Below are 15875 nucleotides of genomic sequence, written 5' to 3'. Positions count from 1 at the left end.
AGGGCTGGGCTGTGTGTTGTGGGCACCTCCCTCGTGTTCACCCTGACACCCCCCACGGCGTTCCGCTCTGTGCGTGTGGGGCTGGCGGCCCCCCCTCCCCCCCCCCCCCCCCCGCCCAGGAGTGCTCACAGCAGTGCCACAGGATGTCCGAAAGGTGCGCACCCGAGGGCGCCACGGCACGAGTCCGAGAACACTCGAAACGTTGCTCGCACCCTGTCTAAAGAGTTCGCAATGTCCGGATAAGCCTTGTCGGAGGCGGCAATTCCGGCTTAGCGTCCTTTGGGGACACGGACGGGGTGGGTCCGTTCCATTGGGGGACACGTGGGGGGACCCGTGGCCGGAGACACCGTCGGTGTGCCGTTCGAGGCGGACCAGGACGTACCAGGACTCATCGTCAAGTTCGGCGACTATCCGCTGCACCACGGCGGCGTCGCTGCGATCCGCAGCCTGGGCCGGCTCGGCGTGCCCATGTATGCCATCACCGAGGACGCGTACACACCTGCGGCCTCCTCGCGGTATCTGAAGAAGGCCTTCGTGTGGCCGACGACCGGTGCGGAGGACCCGGGCCGACTGGTCGAGGGCCTGTTGCGCATCGGCCGCCGCATCGGCCGTCCCACCGTCCTCGTCCCGACCGACGAGGAGGCCGCCGTGCTGATCGCCGAGCACCAGCACGAGCTGGCCGGATCTTTTCTCTTTCCGCGTGTCGACCCCGGCCTGCCGCGCCGGCTCGCCAGCAAGCAGGGCCTGCACGACCTGTGCGTGGAACACGGCATCGCTACACCCGCGTCGGCGTTCCCGGAGTCGTACGAGGACATCGTCGCCTTCGCCGACACGGCACGCTTCCCGGTGGTCGCCAAGAACCGCGAGGCGTTCGTCCGGCGCAGGCGGCCCGCCGTGGGCGGCACCACGAGGATCGCCACGCGCGAGGGCCTGCTCTCCCTCGCCCGCGACTGGGGGGCGCGGCCGGGCGTGATCCTCCAGGAGTACCTGCCGCGCGAGGAGGCAGAGGACTGGATCGTGCACGCCTGCTTCGACCAGGACGCAAGCCCCCTCGCGCTGTTCACCGGCGTCAAGGTCCGCTCGTGGCCGCCGCACGCCGGAATGACGGCGAACGCGTACGTCGTCGACAACCCGGAACTCACCGACCTCGCCGCGCGTTTCATCAAACAGATCGGCTACAGCGGCATCATCGACCTCGACCTGCGCTTCGACCGGCGCGACGGCCAGTACAAGCTCCTCGACTTCAACCCACGCATGGGCGCCCAGTTCCGGCTCTTCGAGAACGAGTCGGGCGTGGACGTCGTACGCGCGATGCATCTGAACCTGACCGGCCGCCCCGTTCCGGAGGGGGAACAGCGCGCCGGCCACCGCTACATCGTGGAGAACATCGACCTGCCCGCCCTCCTCGCCTACCGCCGCAGCGGCTACACGACGCCGCACGCGCCGGCCAAGGCGAGCGGGACGGAGCTGGCCTGGCTCGCGGGTGACGACCCGCTGCCGTTCCTCACGATGCTCGCCCGCTTCGTGCGCCCGGGCGCGAAGCACCTCTATCAGCTGTGGCGGACCAACCGTCGCGGCAGCAGCACCTCCACGAAGTAGGCAAGGCCACCAAGCGTGGCGCACCGTGTCCTGGGGAGGGACTTCGTGACTCGACCGGTTGCAGTCATCGGGGCCGGGCCGTTCGGCCTGTCCACCGCCGCCCATCTGCGGGCGCGCGGCATCCCCGTCCGCGTCTTCGGCGACCCCATGGTCAGCTGGCGCGACCACATGCCCGACGGCATGCTCCTGAAGTCGACACCCGCCGCCTCCAACTTCGACTGCCCGCAACCCGGCCACACCCTCGCCGACTACTGCGACGCGGCCGGGATCCGCCGTCTGGTGACCGATGAGGACATCATCCCGGTGGAGACGTTCATCGGCTACGGCGAGTGGTTCCAGCAGAAGCTGGTCCCCGACCTGGAGCGGGTGCGGGTCGTCTCCGTGGACCGCGACAAGAGCGGCGGCTTCGAGCTGAAGCTGGACTCGGGGGAGACGTTCACCGCGCGGGCCGTCGTCGTCGCCACCGGGCTGTCGGGCCTGGCGCACCTGCCGGCGGAGCTCGCGGGAGCCGCGGCCGACGGACCGGCGCCCACAGGCCCCGTCTCGCACAGCTCACAGCACCACGACCTGGCCCGCTTCGCCGGCAAGGAGCTGATCGTGATCGGCGCCGGCCAGTCCGCGCTGGAGACGGCCGCGCTCGCCGCCGAGGCGGGGGCACGCGTGCGTGTCGTCGCGCGCGGCCGTGGCCGGGTCTCCTTCGGCGCCCCGCCCTGGGACCAGCCGAAGCTGCGCCCCGAGTCCCCGTTCGGCCGCGCCTGGTCGCTGTGGGCGCTCAGCTACTACCCGCACCCCTACCGCTATCTGCCCGAGACCACGCGCCACTTCCTGGTGCGCCGGGTCCTCGGGCCGCTCGGTGCCTGGTGGCTGCGCGAGCGCTTCGAGGGCGCCGTGCAGGTGCAGGACGTCGAGCGGGTCATGGCCGCCGAGGCGCCGGACGGCAGCCCCGTCCTCACCGTGCGCACCCACGGCGGGCACACCGAGCGGCTCACCGCCGATCACGTCATCGCCGCCACCGGCTACCGCGTCGACATCGCGGCGATGGACTTCCTCGGCCACGAACTGCGCACCCGGCTCGCGGTGAGCCGCGGCACGCCCAGGCTCGGCCCCGGTTACGTCTCCTCCGTCCCCGGCCTGTACTTCACCGGCCTGCCGGCGGCGTCGTCGTACGGCCCGGTGATGCGCTTCGTCTGCGGTACGGAGTTCGCCTCCCCGCGCCTGGCGAAACACCTGGCGGCGGCGCACGGCTGAGGCCGCGGGGACATCCCGGCCCCGGTCCGTGCCATCTGCTGCCTGCGCTCCGTCAGCGCGGTGAGAGCGACCGGCGAGCGGCGACCACCGACACGCAGCACCGGGCTGCGGCCCGGCCGGATCAACGGCTGCAGCGCGCGCGTGCACGCCCATGCGGCGATTCCGCGCCGGGCCGGCGCGAGCGAGGAGCGGGTCGCCGCCGCCGTCGCCGTCTGGCGCAAGGCGCCCTTCTTCAGCGACGCCGAGCGCGCCGCGCTGCACCTGGCCGAGCGGATGACCCGGCTCGCCGGCTGCTTGGAGAAGCCGGTGCCGGCCGCGCTGCGGGACGAAGTGGCCGACCAGTACGACGAGAAGGAGCTGTCCGCGCTGATCCACACCCTCACCAACGCGTTCAACCACGTCGACACCACCATCAGGGGGCCGACGGGCACCACTTGGGGCTGACCAGTACGCAAGTACGCAGGACGACAAGATGAGTCGGCGAAGCGCGGTATCCGTATTCTCTGATCATGGCAGCCTCCCCCGCGTACGCACTGATCGCCACCGACCTGGACGGAACGCTGCTGCGCGGCGACGACACGGTCTCAGACCGGTCACTCGCCGCGCTCGCGCGGGTGGCGCGGGCCGGTGCCCGGCACCTGGTGGTGACGGGCCGCCCGGCCCCGCGGGTACGGCCCCTGCTCGAGCACCTCGGCTGCACGGGGCTCGCGGTGTGCGCACAGGGCGCTCAGGTCTACGACGCCGAATCCGGCCGTCTGCTGTGGTCGGTCCGGCTGGACCGGGAACTGGCCGAGACCGCGCTCGGCAAGATCGAGGCCGAGGTGGGGCAGGTCTACGCGGCCGTCGACCAGGACGGGGTGGACGGGCTCACGCTCATCGAGCCGGGCTATCTGATGCCGCACCCGACCCTGCCCGCGATGCGGGTCCGCCGGCGCGACGACCTGTGGTGCGAGCCGATCAGCAAGGTGCTGTTGCGCCATGCCGACCTGTCCGACGACGAGTTGGCGGGCATCGCGCGCGCGGTGGTGGGCTCGCTGGCGACGGTCACCATGGCGGGGCCGGGAACCGTGGAGCTGCAGCCGTCCGGGGTGACCAAGGCGACCGGTCTCGCGCTGGCCGCCGAGTGGCTCGGGATCGCCGCGGAAAGGGCCCTGGCGTTCGGGGACATGCCCAACGACATCCCGATGTTCGACTGGGCCGGGCGCGGCGTGGCCATGGCCAACGCGCATCCCGAACTCAAGGCGGTGGCCGACGAGATCACCCGGTCGAACGAGGACGACGGCATCGCCGTCGTCCTCGAAAGACTGTTTCCGACCGACTGACCGGCACATCAGTACGCGGCCGGCCGAGCAGGCCCGGTGGAGGCACGGCGGCCGCCCGGCACGCCCCCGTCCGTCAGGTGCGGGCGCGTGCCGAGCGGCCGGTGCCAAGCCGGTCCTCGGGCCGTCGGTCGGAAGTCCGTCGCTACGTGGTCCGCCGGTCCGCCGGCTGTCAGTACGCGCTGAAGACGTTGTCGATCGACCCGTACCGCGCGTGCGCGTAGTTGCAGGCGGCGGTGATGTTGGCGACCGGGTCGTAGATGTTGAAGGAGGTTCCGGCCACGTGGTACGCGTTGAACGTCGGGTCGATCACCTGGAGCAGGCCCTTGGACGGGATGCCCTTGGCGGCGTTGGAGTCCCAGAGGTTGATGGCGGCCGGGTTGCCGGAGGACTCCCGCATGACGTTGCGGTAGATGCCGTTGTAGGTGCCCGGGATGCCCTTCTGCGCCATGATCGCGAGCGACTCGCGGATCCAGCCGTCGAGGTTGTTCGGGTACCCGGCGGGGGTCGTGGACACCGTGGTGGCGGTCGGGGTCGCCGCGGAGGCGCTGGTGGCGCCGATGAGCGGCAGGGCGAGGACGGCGGCACCGGTGCCGGCGGCGGTGAGGACGCGGATGAGGCGGTTGTTCCGGGTGCGGCGGGGCTGAGCGGCAGCAGGCATGGGGAAGTTCCTCTCCAACGCCTGCGAGGTGAGCTGTCGGGTTCGGGCGGGGAGGTGCCCGGCCGTGTCCGGGAAGACACGACTTAACCCCTAGCCGTTCCGGTCGACTGTGCCGTCCGGTCCGGCGCTTACCTGGGTCCCCCGCTCCTGCCGTGCGAATGAGTCCGTGGATGGTTATGCGGGCGGTGGCAGGATTCGGCGTCCGCCCGACGGCCCGGAACGTATGCGAGAGCACATGTCGGGAACAAGTACCGGATTCACACAACGTCCTATTTGACCTTGATCCATGCCCTATGAGGTACTTGATCCTTTGCGGTTGCCAATGCTCAACTCCCAGTGGTGCAAAGGGAGAAGGGTGGTTGGTGGGGGTGAGGGTGTCGGTGGGCGTCCGTGACCCAACTCACGAAATAGCAAAGTGCTTTAAATCGGACATGGGGGATTCGGGTGGATCGGTCGAGCGGTGGAACCGGTGGCGCGGTGCCGGTCGTTCTCGTAGTGGCGTGGCTGTGCGGGTGGAGGTGGCGAAGGGAGTGTCGGCAGCGGGGTGCGGCGTTACTCCGCTCGCCTCTCGCTTCGCGACAAATCGGGCGAGGTCCTGTTAAGTCGATAAATATTCATTCTTATGACTTGATCAAAAACATACCGGTCATGATCTGATACCGCCCGGGCTGGACCGGTGGGCGCTATCGGTGATCGAAAGAGGACCGGATACGCTGACTTGAGTGATGGCAGCGACCTATCGACAAACCGTGTAATCGCCAGCAGGCACCAGCAGACAGGAGACCCTCGTGACCGTCGTCGGGCCGTTCGGGCTGAGCGTGCGGGACCAGGCTCTGGAAGCCGATGTCCAGGCCGGATTGGCGGCTGTCGAGGAAGGCTTGCTCGAGGCCACCAAGAGCGAGGTCCCGTTCATCACGGAGGCCGCGCAGCACCTCGTGCGAGCCGGCGGGAAGCGGTTCCGGCCGCTGCTCGTGATGCTCGCGGCCCAGTTCGGCGACCCCTACGCGCCGGGCATCGTGCCGTCGGCCGTGGTCGTGGAGCTGACCCACCTGGCCACGCTGTACCACGACGACGTCATGGACGAGGCGGCCGTACGGCGCGGCGTGGACAGCGCCAACACCCGCTGGGGCAACTCGGTCGCCGTCCTCACCGGCGACTTCCTCTTCGCCCGGGCCTCCCAGATCCTCGCCGACCTCGGACCCGAAGCGGTCCGGGTGCAGGCCCTCGCGTTCGAGCGGCTGGTCACGGGCCAGATCCTGGAGACCGCCGGCCCCTCGGACGGCCGCGATCCGGTCGAGCACTACCTGGACGTGCTCGGCGGCAAGACGGGCTCGCTGGTGGCGGTGTCGTGCCGGTTCGGCGCGATGATGTCCGGCGCCGACGAGACGGTCGTCGACGTGCTCACCCAGTACGGCGAGCGGCTCGGCGTGGCCTTCCAGCTCGCCGACGACGTCCTGGACATCGCCTCCGACTCGCACGAGTCCGGCAAGACCCCGGGCACCGACCTGCGGGAGGGCATCCCCACGCTGCCCGTACTCCGGCTGCGCGAGCGCGCCGCCCGCCTCGGCCTGCCCGAGGACATCGCGCTGTGCGAGCTGCTGGACTCCGACCTCAGCGACGACGCCCGGCACACCGAGGCGCTGACCGCGCTGCGCGCCCACCCCGCGCTGGAGCAGGCCCGCCGCGACACCGTCCGGTACACGGAGGAGGCCCGCGCCGCGCTGGCCCCCCTGCGGGAGTGCGACGCCAAGGCGGCGCTGCTGGAGCTGTGCGACGCGGTGGTGCACCGAGCCGGCTGACCCCCGCCGCCCGCCGCCCTCCGTGCGCCACGCCGTACGGCACGACCGGCCGTACGGCCCCTGTGCGACGCGTACGGCCCGGCGTGACGGCATGCCCTTGTGCGGCGGCCCGGAACGTCCCTGTGTGACGGCATGCCCTCGTACGGCCGCCCGGTACGGCGCGGTCGGATGCGGATGCCCCCGTACGGCGGCCCGGCACCGACCGGTGGGCGGCCCATGCCCCCGTACGGGTCCCTCCGTTCCGGTGAGACCCCTACGGGTTGGGGGAGTCGATGCCCCTACGTGTCATACCGCAGGCGTACACGGAGTTGGCTCCGAGGTCTGACGCTTCCTCATGGCCGATTTGGTGAGATGGACACCACGGACATCACCACTCCTCACCGATTCGGGTGAGAATGGCGGCACTGGTGGACCAGCGTGAGGACAGCCGCCGCCGACGACGGAGGTAAGGCACACATGGCACCGTACGAAACCGACGACGCAGTGGACGCCGTGCGGGACGAGGATCCGCGCGCCGGACGCCGCAAGGCCGCCCGCTACGCGGTCCCGGTCGCGGTGGTGGGGGTGGCGGCGGCCACGATCGGGCTGGTCCCGGCGCTCGCCGCCTCCGGTGACCCCGACCTGCCCAGGATCACCGCACAGCAACTCATCGAGAAGATCGCCAAGTCGAACGTGCAGCAGCTGTCCGGCACCGTGCGGATCAGCACCGACCTCGGCCTGCCCAACCTCGGCGGCCTGGAGAACAGCCTGGCCTCGGGCGCCGCCAAGGGCTCCGGCGACTCCTCCGCCGACCCGCAGTCCAAGCTCACCTCGCTGGTCTCCGGCACGCACACGCTGCGCGTCGCCGCGGACGGCCCGCAGAGGCAGAAGCTGTCGCTGCTGGAGAGCGGCTCCGAGTACAGCCTCATCCACAACGGCAAGGACGTGTGGGGCTACGACAGCAAGAGCAACGAGGTCTCCCACGGCACCTCGGCCGACTCTGGCAAGGACCACCGGGCCGAGCCCCCGGCCACGCCCAAGGACTTCGCCGACGAGGCGCTGAAGTCGGTGGACGACACCACGTCGGTCACCGTCGACGGCACCGAGCAGGTCGCCGGCCGCGACGCCTACAAGCTGCTGATCAAGCCCCGGCAGTCCGGCACCACGGTCGGTGCGATCAGCATCGCGGTGGACGCGAAGACGGGCACGCCGCTGAAGTTCACGCTGACCCCGAAGAGCGGCGGCGCCGCCGTCCTCGACGCGGGCTTCACCCAGGTCTCCTTCGCGAAGCCGCCTGCCTCCACCTTCGACTTCACCCCGCCCAGGGGTGCGAAGGTGACGGAGGAGAAGCGGGACTCCGCGGCGCGCCGGCACGAGCCGAAGGCGGGCGAGTTCGGCAAGGGCCTCGGCGGCGCCGACGTCCTCGGCAAGGGCTGGACGTCCGTCGCGACCTTTGACACCGGCGCCAAGGGCGGCCTGCCGACGGGCGGCTCCAAGGCCGGTGACCTCGGCGGCTTCCTCGGCTCGCTCGGCGAGAAGGTCTCCGGCAAGTTCGGCAAGGGCACGGTCTTCTCCACCCGCCTGGTCAACGCCCTGATCACCGACGACGGCAAGGTCTACGCCGGCGCGGTGACCAAGGACGCCCTGGTGAAGGCGGCCGACGCGGCAAAGTGACCCCCTTCGGGCACTACGGGCCGTGACCGTGCGTTGACCCTTCGGGGACTGCGAATCGAGGGGGACGGAGGGGGAGCCGATGGACGGACCGTCCGCCACGGAGCGGGAGGCGGGGGACGAGGAGCGGTGTGCCCCGGGCCGCGCGGAGACGGGCGTCATCGTCACCCGCGGCCTCACCAAGCGCTACCGCGGCGGACAGCTCGCCGTCGACGGCCTCGACCTGTCCGTCCCGGCGGGCAGCGTCTTCGGCTTCCTCGGCCCGAACGGCTCGGGCAAGACCACCACCATCCGCATGCTGATGGGCCTGATCGAGCCGACGGCGGGCACGGCCCGCGTGCTGGGCCGCCCGATGCCCCGGGCGGCCCGCGCCGTTCTCCCGCAGGTCGGCGCACTCATCGAGGGCCCGGCCCTGTACGGCTTCCTCTCCGGCCGGGACAACCTGCTGCGCTACGACGCCGCCGACCCGACCGCCGACCCCCGCACCCGGCGCGCCCGGGTCGCCGCGGCCCTGGACCGGGTGGGCCTCACGGCGGCCGCCGGCAAGAAGACGAAGGCGTACTCGCTCGGCATGAAACAGCGGCTCGGCCTGGCCGCCGCGCTGCTCCAGCCGCGCCGGCTGCTCGTCCTGGACGAGCCGACCAACGGCCTGGATCCGCAGGGCATGCGGGAGATCCGCACCCTCATCCGGGAGCTGGCCGCCGACGGCACGACCGTCTTCCTCTCCTCCCACCTCCTCGACGAGATCGAGCAGGTCTGCACCCACGCGGCGGTCATGGCGCGGGGCCGGCTCGTCACCCAGGGCGCGGTGGCCGACCTGGCGGCCGGGGCGCGCGGCCGGCTGGTGGTGACCACCCCGGATGCGGCCGAGGCGGCGCGCGTGCTGAAGGAGCAGGGCGTCGGGGACGTCGTCACCGACGGCGACCGGGTCACCGGCGAACCGCCCGCGCGGGACCTCGCCGAGGTCAACGCGGCTCTGGTCGCGGGGGGAGTGCGGGTCCGGGGCTTCACCCTCGAACGGGCCTCGCTGGAAGACGCGTTCGTGGCGTTGACGGGGGAGGGCTTCGATGTCGCCGGCTGAGACGATCCCAGGATCCGAGACCGTCATCGTGTCCGCCGCTCGCCGGCCGAGTCCCCTGTGGACGTTCGGGCTGCTGCGCAGCGAGGTGGTCACGACCCTCCGCCGCTGGCGCACACTCGCCCTGCTCGGCGTGCTGGCCGCGGTGCCGGTGCTGGTCGGGATCGCGGTGAAGATCGAGACGCGGGGCGGCGGGGCGGCGGACCACGGCGGCCAGGGCCCGGCGTTCATCTCGCAGATCACCAACAACGGCCTGTTCCTGGTGTTCACGGCGCTGGCCGCGACCCTGCCGTTCTTCCTGCCGATGGCCGTGGGGGTGGTCGCGGGCGACGCGATAGCCGGCGAGGCGGGCGCGGGCACCCTGCGCTATCTGCTGGTGGCCCCGGCCGGCCGCACCCGGCTGCTGACCAAGTACACGACCGTGATGGCCTTCTGCCTGCTGGCCACCCTGGTCGTCGCCGCCTCGGCGCTGGTCGTCGGCGCGCTGCTCTTCCCGCTGGGCGACCTGACGACCATCTCCGGCACCCGGATCAGCTTCGCCGAGGGCCTCGGCCGGGCCCTGCTGATCGCCCTGGTGGTCGCCGCCTCACTGATCGGCGTGGCGGCGCTGGGCCTGTTCGTGTCGACGCTCACGGGCAGCGGCATCGCGGCGATGGCGACCACCGTCGGCCTGCTCATCACCGTCCAGATCCTCGACCAGATACCCCAGCTGCACGCGCTGCAGCCGTACTTCTTCTCGCACTACTGGCTGTCCTTCGCCGACCTGATGCGCGACCCCGTCTACTGGGACGACCTGGTGAAGAACCTCGGCCTGCAGGCGCTGTACGCGGCCGTGTTCGGCTCGGCGGCCTGGGCGCGGTTCACGACGAAGGACATCAGCGCGTAGTCCCAGGGCCTGTCCGGCGGATCACGGCGGAGCCGCGGGGCAGGGGCACGCCCGTCAGCGGCGTTGTCGTCGGCCCTGACGCCCCGCGTCGGCGACCTCCTCCGCCTTCCCCGCCTCCTCCGTCCCCGCCTCCTCCGCCTTCTCCGTCTAGCGGCTGGGCGCACCCTGCCCCGCTCGCCCGCACCGACACGACGCCGTTGCCCGCAGCCGGCCTGATCCGCCGTACGGGTCCTAACCGGCGGCCGTCTCGTGCGGGAAACGGGCGAGGGGCGCGTCCTGGGCGAAGAAGGTCTTCGCGCGTGCCAGCGCCTGAGCGTCCTTCAGCACATCGCCGGGAGCGCTGCCGTTGCCGAGCAGCACCCCGCCGAACCGCATCCCCATGTAGGCGGCGGAGTTGGTGAGTGTGCCGACGTAGGGGTCGGCGACGGACGGCTCGTCGTCCGCCAGCGCCGCGATGCCCCAGAGCGTCCGGCCGGTCAGGGTCGCCCTGAAGTCGACGCCCGGGGTGCGCAGCCAGCCGGACCAGTGGTCCAGGTAGCGCTTGGTGAGCCCGGACACCGAGTACCAGTACAACGGCGAGGCGATCACGATGTCCGTGGCCGCGAGCGTGGCGTCCAGCAGCAGACCGGTGGGGCTGTCCGACGGCGGCCGTACGTGCTCGCTGTCGTGCCGCAGGTCCGTGAAGTCGGGCAGCGGGTGCTCGGCGAGGCGTATCCAGCGCTGTTCGACGTCACCGGGCAGCTGTTCGGCGGCCCTGCGGGCCAGCAGCTCGGTGTTGCCCTCGGCACGGGAACTGCCCAGGAGGAAGAGGAAGCGGCGCGTCGTCATGACTACCCCCGGCTCATCGGCGTACGACAATAAAGTGCATCTGCATTATATGCACGTGCAGCTATCGCGTGTCAGCTCCCGTCCCCGGAGCTTCTGGCCTGACCCGGCGTCACATTCCTCTCCGGTGCTTGTTCGAGCCGCCCCTCTCCGCCGCGCGGCCCCGTCGGACGGCCCCGCCGGACGGCCCCGTCGGACGGCCGTGCGGCGGTCGTCACAGGAGCGAGGGGCCCCGTAGACTGCGGCGTCCCCGCTTCTGGGACGAGCCTGTGACGTCGTGGTAACGCATGGGCCGAACCCGAGGGACAGACTGGTTGGTACGAGACGAGGGGTACGACCGGATCGCCACGCCGGGGGAGTGAGGGAAAACCGATGGCCCGACTCAGCTTCGAGAAGAAGCGGGTGCAGCAGCCCGCGGCGCATCCGGCGGCGGTGGCCGTGCGGGTGTTCGGCGCGGGAGGCGCGTCGGTGGGTGGGACGTCGGTGGTGGCGGCGCCGGGCGAGGAGATCCAGCAGGCCGTCCTCAACCACCTCCAGCGCCTGGCCATCAGCCTCGGTGCTCCCATACGCGCCACCATCCACGACGACCGTGCGGGCTGCGTGGTTCCCCTGGAGGTCTCGGCGGACGGCTCCAGCCGGGTCATGGGGCGGGCGGTACGGGTGGCCGCGCAGAACGTGCCGGCCGCGGCCGGCATCGCGGCACCGGCAGGCGTGGCCGTGCCGGGCTCGGGAGGCGTGGCTGTGCCGGAGCGTGCGCGGGCCGTCAGCGACGCGCTCCCGCACCTTGTGAAGCAGCCGGACCCCGTGCCGGCCGGGACGGTGCAGGCGCCGACGGGACAGTTCGGTCCCGCGCCGGTCATGCCGGCCAGGGAGACGCCGGTGCCCGTCGCCGACGCCCCGGAGCACACGCCCGAGCCCACGGCCTACGCTCCCGCGGCCCAAACGGCCTGCGCCACCCCGGCCCAGGCCCAAGCCCAGGCCCCCACGCCCCGCACTCCCGCCGCCCCAGCCCCAACGACCCCCTTCCCTTCCGCCCCCGTCCCCTCCGTCCCCGTCCCCTCCGTCCCCGTCCCCTCTGCCGCCGCCGCCTCCGCGCTCACGGCCTCCCTCCTCGCGGCCTCCGTCCCCCCCGACCCCGCCCCCACCCACACCCCCGCCCGTGGCTTCGACGCCGTCGCCGAGGAGGTGCTCGGGGACGAGCCCGTGACCGAGACCGCGGAGGGGGCCGAGTTGCTCACCGAGCCGATGACGCGGATCAACGAGGCGGTGCGGGCCGGCCGTATCGAGGCGGCGGCGGAACTCGCCGACCGTACGGTCGCCGAGGCGTCCAGCGTGCTGGGCCCCCGTCATGCCGAGGTGCTGCACCTGCGTGAACTGTCGGCCTACATCGCCTACTTGGCGGGCGACCCGGTCCGTGCCTTCCAGCTGTCCCTGGACCTCGCCCGGCAGCGTCGGCAGGCGCGGGACGCGGAGGCCGCCTACGGCAACGTGCGGAGCGCGGCGACCGCCTGGCGTGCGGTGCGCGACCCCGAGGAGGGGCTGCGGCTGGGCAGGGACCTGATCGACCTGTGGACGGACCTCGCCACCGAGCCGGGACCCGCCGCCGACGAGCCGGGCCCGCTGGAGTCCGCCCGCGCCCGCATGGTGCGCCTCACCGACCGGGCGGCCCGCGCAGCCCAGGCGTGATCCGGCGGCAGCCCTACTGCACGCAGAACTCGTTGCCCTCCGGGTCCGCCATCACCACCCACGCACCGGCGGGTTCCTTCACCTCGCGCAGCACCTCGGCGCCCAGCGCCCGCAGCCGTGCCACCTCGTCCGCGCGGCGCTCCGTACCGGCGTGCAGGTCGAGGTGGAGCCGGTTCTTCCCCGTCTTCGCCTCGGGCACCCGCTGGAACAGCAGCCGCCGTCCGAGGCCGGTACCGGTCTGCGGGTCGTACGGGTCGTCGGGATGCCGTACGGCGATGAGGTCGCGGAAGGCGGGGCGGCCGTGGTACTCGGCGGTGGCCTCGCCGGGCAACGCGCCCGCCGACAGCAGCCGTTCGACGAGGGCGCTGTTGTCCTCGGCCGTGTAGTGCAGCGCGGCGGCCCAGAAGTCGGCCTGGGCGTGCGGGTCGGCCGCGTCGATGACGAGCTTCCAGTGCAGTGGGGCGGGGGCCTCGGCGGGCGGCTGGGTCGACATGCTCACCACTTATAGCGGGGAGCACTGACATCGGCGGCGCCCACCGGATCAGGACCCACCGGCTGACCGGTTCAGGCCTGCACGGCCTCGGTGCCGGGCGTGTCCACCCGGGGCACCCCGAGCGGCTCCCGCGGCCTGCGCGCGGAACGCAGCGCGTCGCCCGTGAGCAGCAGCAGGGCCAGCCAGACCAGCATGAACCCGGCCCAGCGCTCGGGCGGCATGCCCTCGTGGAAGTACAGGACGCCGAGCAGGAACTGGAAGACGGGGGCCAGGTACTGCAGCAGGCCGAGGGTGGACAGGGGCACGCGGATCGCCGCCGCGCCGAAGCAGACCAGCGGCAGCGCCGTGACGACGCCGGTGGAGGCGAGCAGGGCGGCGTGCCCGGTGCCGTCGTTCAGGAAACTCGCGCCGCCGTGCGCGCCGAGCCACAGCAGATAGCCGAGCGCGGGCAGGAACTGGATCGCGGTCTCCGCGGCCAGCGACTCGAAGCCGCCGAGACCGACCTTCTTCTTGACCAGGCCGTAGGTGGCGAAGGAGCAGGCGAGGACGAGCGAGATCCACGGCGGGCGGCCGTAGCCGACGGTCAGGACGACCACGGCGGCGAGCCCGGTGGCGACCGCTGCCCACTGCACGGGCCGCAGTCGCTCCTTCAGCAGCAGCACGCCCATCGCGATGGTCACCAGCGGGTTGATGAAGTACCCGAGGGAGGCCTCGACCACGTGACCGGAGTTCACCGCCCAGATGTACAGGCCCCAGTTCACGGTGATGACGGCGGCGGCCACGGCCACGAGCCCGAGCCGGCGCGGCTGGCGCAGCAGCTGTCCCGCCCAGGCCCAGCGCCGCACGAAGAGCAGGGCGACGGCGACGACGGCCAGGGACCACACCATGCGGTGGGCGAGGATCTCCATCGCCCCGGCGGGCTTCAGCAGGGGCCAGAACAGGGGCACCAGCCCCCACATGCCGTAGGCGGCGAAACCGTTCAGCAGGCCTATTCGGTGCTCACCCTTGGACGTCCCGGCCACGGCCCCTCCTTCTCGCCACGCGCGCGCGGGAACCCGTCACGCCCGCGCACGCGGAAACGAAGGTAGCGCCGAGCACCCGCCGCTGTCATGTCCGTTTCGGCATACGGTCATGACAGCCGGGGGTGGCGGGGCGGGGGTCAGGCCTTGAGCGCGGCGGCGATCGCCTCGGCGAGCGGCGTGGCCGGGCGGCCGGTCAGGCGGGCGAGGTCGCCGCTGGTGACCACCAGCTCGCCCTTCTCGATCGAGGTGTCCACCCCGGCCAGGATCGTGGCCAGTGGACCGGGCAGCCCGGCGCCGGTCAGGATGCCGGCGAAGGCCTCGACGGAGACCGGGCTGTAGACGATCTCCCTGCCCGTCTGCCGGCTCAGCTCGGCCGCGTACTCGGCGAAGCCCCACGCCTCGTCGCCGCCCAGCTCGTACGTCGTGTTCTCGTGGCCCTCGCCGGTCAGCACCGCGACCGCGGCGGCGGCGTAGTCGGCGCGGGCGGCCGAGGAGACGCGGCCGTCCCCGGCGGCCTGGACGACCGCGCCGTGCTCCAGTACCGGGGCCAGGTTCTCGGTGTAGTTCTCGTGGTACCAGCCGTTGCGCAGCAGGGTGTACGGCAGGCCGGAGGCGAGCAGCACCTTCTCGGTCGCCCGGTGGTCGTCGGCCAGCGCGGCCGTCAGGCTGCCCGGGGCGCTGGTGTACGCGAGCAGCGCCACCCCGGCCGCCTTCGCGGCGTCGATGACGACCTTGTGCTGTTGCACCCGGCCCTTGTCGAACTCGTTGCCGGAGATCAGCAGGACCTTGTCGCCGGCCGCGAACAGGCCGTCGAAGGTCCCGGGGGTGTTGTAGTCGGCGACGGCGAGCCGCACCCCGCGGGCGGCGAGGCCGGCGGCCTTCGTCTCGTCGCGCACGACGGCGGTGATCTGCTGTGCCGGAACCTTCTCCAGCAACTGCTCGACGACATGACGGCCGAGGTGTCCGGTGGCTCCGGTGACGACGATGCTCATGGTGCGAACTCCTTTGGGGGATCCCGTGTGTCTGTGTATGACACTCACCCTAGGAGGGGCGCTAACTATGTGAAAGTACCCACTTTGAAGTAAGGTACGGGCATGTCGGTAAGTACACGGAAGGCTGACGGCGAGGCCATGTGCCCCCATCGCCTGGTCCTGGAGCACGTCACCAGCCGCTGGGGCGTGCTGGTGCTGATCCAGCTCCTCGACCGTCCGTACCGCTTCAGCGAACTGCGCCGGGCGATCAGCGGCCTCGGCGGGCGGGGGGTCAGCGAGAAGATGCTCACGCAGACGCTGCAGACCCTGGAGCGCGACGGCCTCGTCCACCGGGACGCCAAACCCGTCATCCCGCCGCGCGTCGACTACTCCCTGACCGAGCTGGGACGCGAGGCGGCGGAGCAGGTGCGGGCGCTGGCGCGGTGGACCGACCGGCGCATGGCGGACGTGCTCAGCGCCCGCCGGGCATACGACGAGGCCCGGGAAATCCAGTCCCGGGCCTCGTAGCCGAACCGAGGGAAACTCAGCCGACGACCGTCCAGGTGTCCCCGCCGGCCAGCAGAGCGGACAGGTCGCCCTTGCCCTTCTGCTCGATCGCGGTGTCCAGCTGGTCGGCC

The 15875-nt window shown here is 71.9% G+C and carries 15 protein-coding genes and 1 riboswitch; of the genes, 10 read left to right on the top strand and 5 right to left on the bottom strand.

All coding sequences use genetic code 11. The features are described 5' to 3' along the window. Positions 1-354: 354 nt before the first annotated feature. From ACZ7HQ_RS43140 to ACZ7HQ_RS43125, 4 genes are all read left to right on the top strand, one after another. Complete coding sequence (locus ACZ7HQ_RS43140) at positions 355-1599, top strand: carboxylate--amine ligase (protein ID WP_471002521.1); 1245 nt, start codon at positions 355-357, stop codon at positions 1597-1599. Positions 1600-1644: 45 nt separating this feature from the next. Next, a complete protein-coding gene (locus ACZ7HQ_RS43135) occupies positions 1645-2847 on the top strand; it encodes an FAD-dependent oxidoreductase (RefSeq protein ID WP_471002518.1) in 1203 nt (400 codons plus the stop codon). A 60-nt stretch (positions 2848-2907) separates the two neighbouring features. Then, the gene (locus ACZ7HQ_RS43130; protein ID WP_471002515.1) at positions 2908-3291 is read left to right on the top strand and encodes a carboxymuconolactone decarboxylase family protein; all 384 of its coding nucleotides are present in this window, start codon (positions 2908-2910) and stop codon (positions 3289-3291) included. A 65-nt stretch (positions 3292-3356) separates the two neighbouring features. Further along, on the top strand, positions 3357-4169 hold the full coding sequence (locus ACZ7HQ_RS43125; RefSeq protein ID WP_471002512.1) for an HAD family hydrolase: 813 nt from the start codon (positions 3357-3359) through the stop codon (positions 4167-4169). Between the two features lie 169 nt (positions 4170-4338). On the opposite strand, the gene ACZ7HQ_RS43120 is transcribed toward ACZ7HQ_RS43125, so the two are convergent. After that, the gene (locus ACZ7HQ_RS43120; protein ID WP_471002509.1) at positions 4339-4827 is read right to left on the bottom strand and encodes a transglycosylase SLT domain-containing protein; all 489 of its coding nucleotides are present in this window, start codon (positions 4825-4827) and stop codon (positions 4339-4341) included. Between the two features lie 3 nt (positions 4828-4830). Continuing rightward, positions 4831-5006: riboswitch (cyclic di-AMP (ydaO/yuaA leader) on the bottom strand. A gap of 609 nt (positions 5007-5615) precedes the next feature. Here ACZ7HQ_RS43120 and ACZ7HQ_RS43115 point away from each other — a divergent pair. The 4 genes from ACZ7HQ_RS43115 to ACZ7HQ_RS43100 all read left to right on the top strand — a co-directional run bounded on the left by ACZ7HQ_RS43115 (position 5616) and on the right by ACZ7HQ_RS43100 (position 10240). Further along, positions 5616-6626 (top strand): polyprenyl synthetase family protein, encoded by a 1011-nt coding sequence (locus ACZ7HQ_RS43115; RefSeq protein WP_471002506.1) that lies wholly within the window; start codon positions 5616-5618, stop codon positions 6624-6626. A gap of 456 nt (positions 6627-7082) precedes the next feature. Further along, on the top strand, positions 7083-8279 hold the full coding sequence (locus tag ACZ7HQ_RS43110) for a LolA family protein (protein WP_471002503.1): 1197 nt from the start codon (positions 7083-7085) through the stop codon (positions 8277-8279). Between the two features lie 79 nt (positions 8280-8358). Continuing rightward, on the top strand, positions 8359-9357 hold the full coding sequence (locus ACZ7HQ_RS43105; RefSeq protein WP_471002499.1) for an ABC transporter ATP-binding protein: 999 nt from the start codon (positions 8359-8361) through the stop codon (positions 9355-9357). Then, positions 9344-10240: an ABC transporter permease gene (locus ACZ7HQ_RS43100; RefSeq protein WP_471002496.1), complete on the top strand. Its 897-nt coding sequence runs from the start codon at positions 9344-9346 to the stop codon at positions 10238-10240. Before ACZ7HQ_RS43105 ends, ACZ7HQ_RS43100 begins: the two co-directional genes overlap by 14 nt. A gap of 231 nt (positions 10241-10471) precedes the next feature. On the opposite strand, the gene ACZ7HQ_RS43095 is transcribed toward ACZ7HQ_RS43100, so the two are convergent. Then, on the bottom strand, positions 10472-11068 hold the full coding sequence (locus ACZ7HQ_RS43095) for a flavodoxin family protein (RefSeq protein WP_471002493.1): 597 nt from the start codon (positions 11066-11068) through the stop codon (positions 10472-10474). Positions 11069-11437: 369 nt separating this feature from the next. Here ACZ7HQ_RS43095 and ACZ7HQ_RS43090 point away from each other — a divergent pair, with 369 nt between their 5' ends. After that, complete coding sequence (locus ACZ7HQ_RS43090; protein WP_471002490.1) at positions 11438-12751, top strand: tetratricopeptide repeat protein; 1314 nt, start codon at positions 11438-11440, stop codon at positions 12749-12751. 13 nt (positions 12752-12764) lie between these two features. On the opposite strand, the gene ACZ7HQ_RS43085 is transcribed toward ACZ7HQ_RS43090, so the two are convergent. The 3 genes from ACZ7HQ_RS43085 to ACZ7HQ_RS43075 form a co-directional block, all read right to left on the bottom strand. Further along, the gene (locus ACZ7HQ_RS43085; protein WP_471002487.1) at positions 12765-13244 is read right to left on the bottom strand and encodes a VOC family protein; all 480 of its coding nucleotides are present in this window, start codon (positions 13242-13244) and stop codon (positions 12765-12767) included. 71 nt (positions 13245-13315) lie between these two features. Continuing rightward, positions 13316-14266, bottom strand: coding sequence for an EamA family transporter RarD (rarD, locus tag ACZ7HQ_RS43080; RefSeq protein ID WP_471002484.1), 951 nt, complete (start codon positions 14264-14266; stop codon positions 13316-13318). 137 nt (positions 14267-14403) lie between these two features. Beyond that, positions 14404-15258 carry an SDR family oxidoreductase gene (locus ACZ7HQ_RS43075; protein ID WP_471002482.1) on the bottom strand — a complete coding sequence of 285 codons (855 nt, stop codon included), beginning with the start codon at positions 15256-15258 and terminating at the stop codon, positions 14404-14406. Between the two features lie 102 nt (positions 15259-15360). Between ACZ7HQ_RS43075 and ACZ7HQ_RS43070 the strand changes: the two genes are divergently transcribed. After that, complete coding sequence (locus ACZ7HQ_RS43070; RefSeq protein WP_471002479.1) at positions 15361-15765, top strand: winged helix-turn-helix transcriptional regulator; 405 nt, start codon at positions 15361-15363, stop codon at positions 15763-15765. Positions 15766-15875: the final 110 nt, after the last annotated feature.

This window comes from Streptomyces sp. NPDC037290 (assembly GCF_055603245.1).
This window is presented reverse-complemented; position numbering and strand designations above follow the sequence as displayed.

Bases quoted from the DNA above. Each gene is read 5' to 3' on its own strand.
- ACZ7HQ_RS43125 (WP_471002512.1), top strand. From the start codon at position 3,357: ATGGCAGCCTCCCCCGCGTACGCACTGATCGCCACCGACCTGGACGGA.
- ACZ7HQ_RS43120 (WP_471002509.1), bottom strand. From the start codon at position 4,827: ATGCCTGCTGCCGCTCAGCCCCGCCGCACCCGGAACAACCGCCTCATC.
- ACZ7HQ_RS43110 (WP_471002503.1), top strand. From the start codon at position 7,083: ATGGCACCGTACGAAACCGACGACGCAGTGGACGCCGTGCGGGACGAG.
- ACZ7HQ_RS43105 (WP_471002499.1), top strand. From the start codon at position 8,359: ATGGACGGACCGTCCGCCACGGAGCGGGAGGCGGGGGACGAGGAGCGG.
- ACZ7HQ_RS43100 (WP_471002496.1), top strand. From the start codon at position 9,344: ATGTCGCCGGCTGAGACGATCCCAGGATCCGAGACCGTCATCGTGTCC.
- ACZ7HQ_RS43095 (WP_471002493.1), bottom strand. From the start codon at position 11,068: ATGACGACGCGCCGCTTCCTCTTCCTCCTGGGCAGTTCCCGTGCCGAG.
- ACZ7HQ_RS43090 (WP_471002490.1), top strand. From the start codon at position 11,438: ATGGCCCGACTCAGCTTCGAGAAGAAGCGGGTGCAGCAGCCCGCGGCG.
- ACZ7HQ_RS43085 (WP_471002487.1), bottom strand. From the start codon at position 13,244: ATGTCGACCCAGCCGCCCGCCGAGGCCCCCGCCCCACTGCACTGGAAG.
- ACZ7HQ_RS43075 (WP_471002482.1), bottom strand. From the start codon at position 15,258: ATGAGCATCGTCGTCACCGGAGCCACCGGACACCTCGGCCGTCATGTC.
- ACZ7HQ_RS43070 (WP_471002479.1), top strand. From the start codon at position 15,361: ATGTCGGTAAGTACACGGAAGGCTGACGGCGAGGCCATGTGCCCCCAT.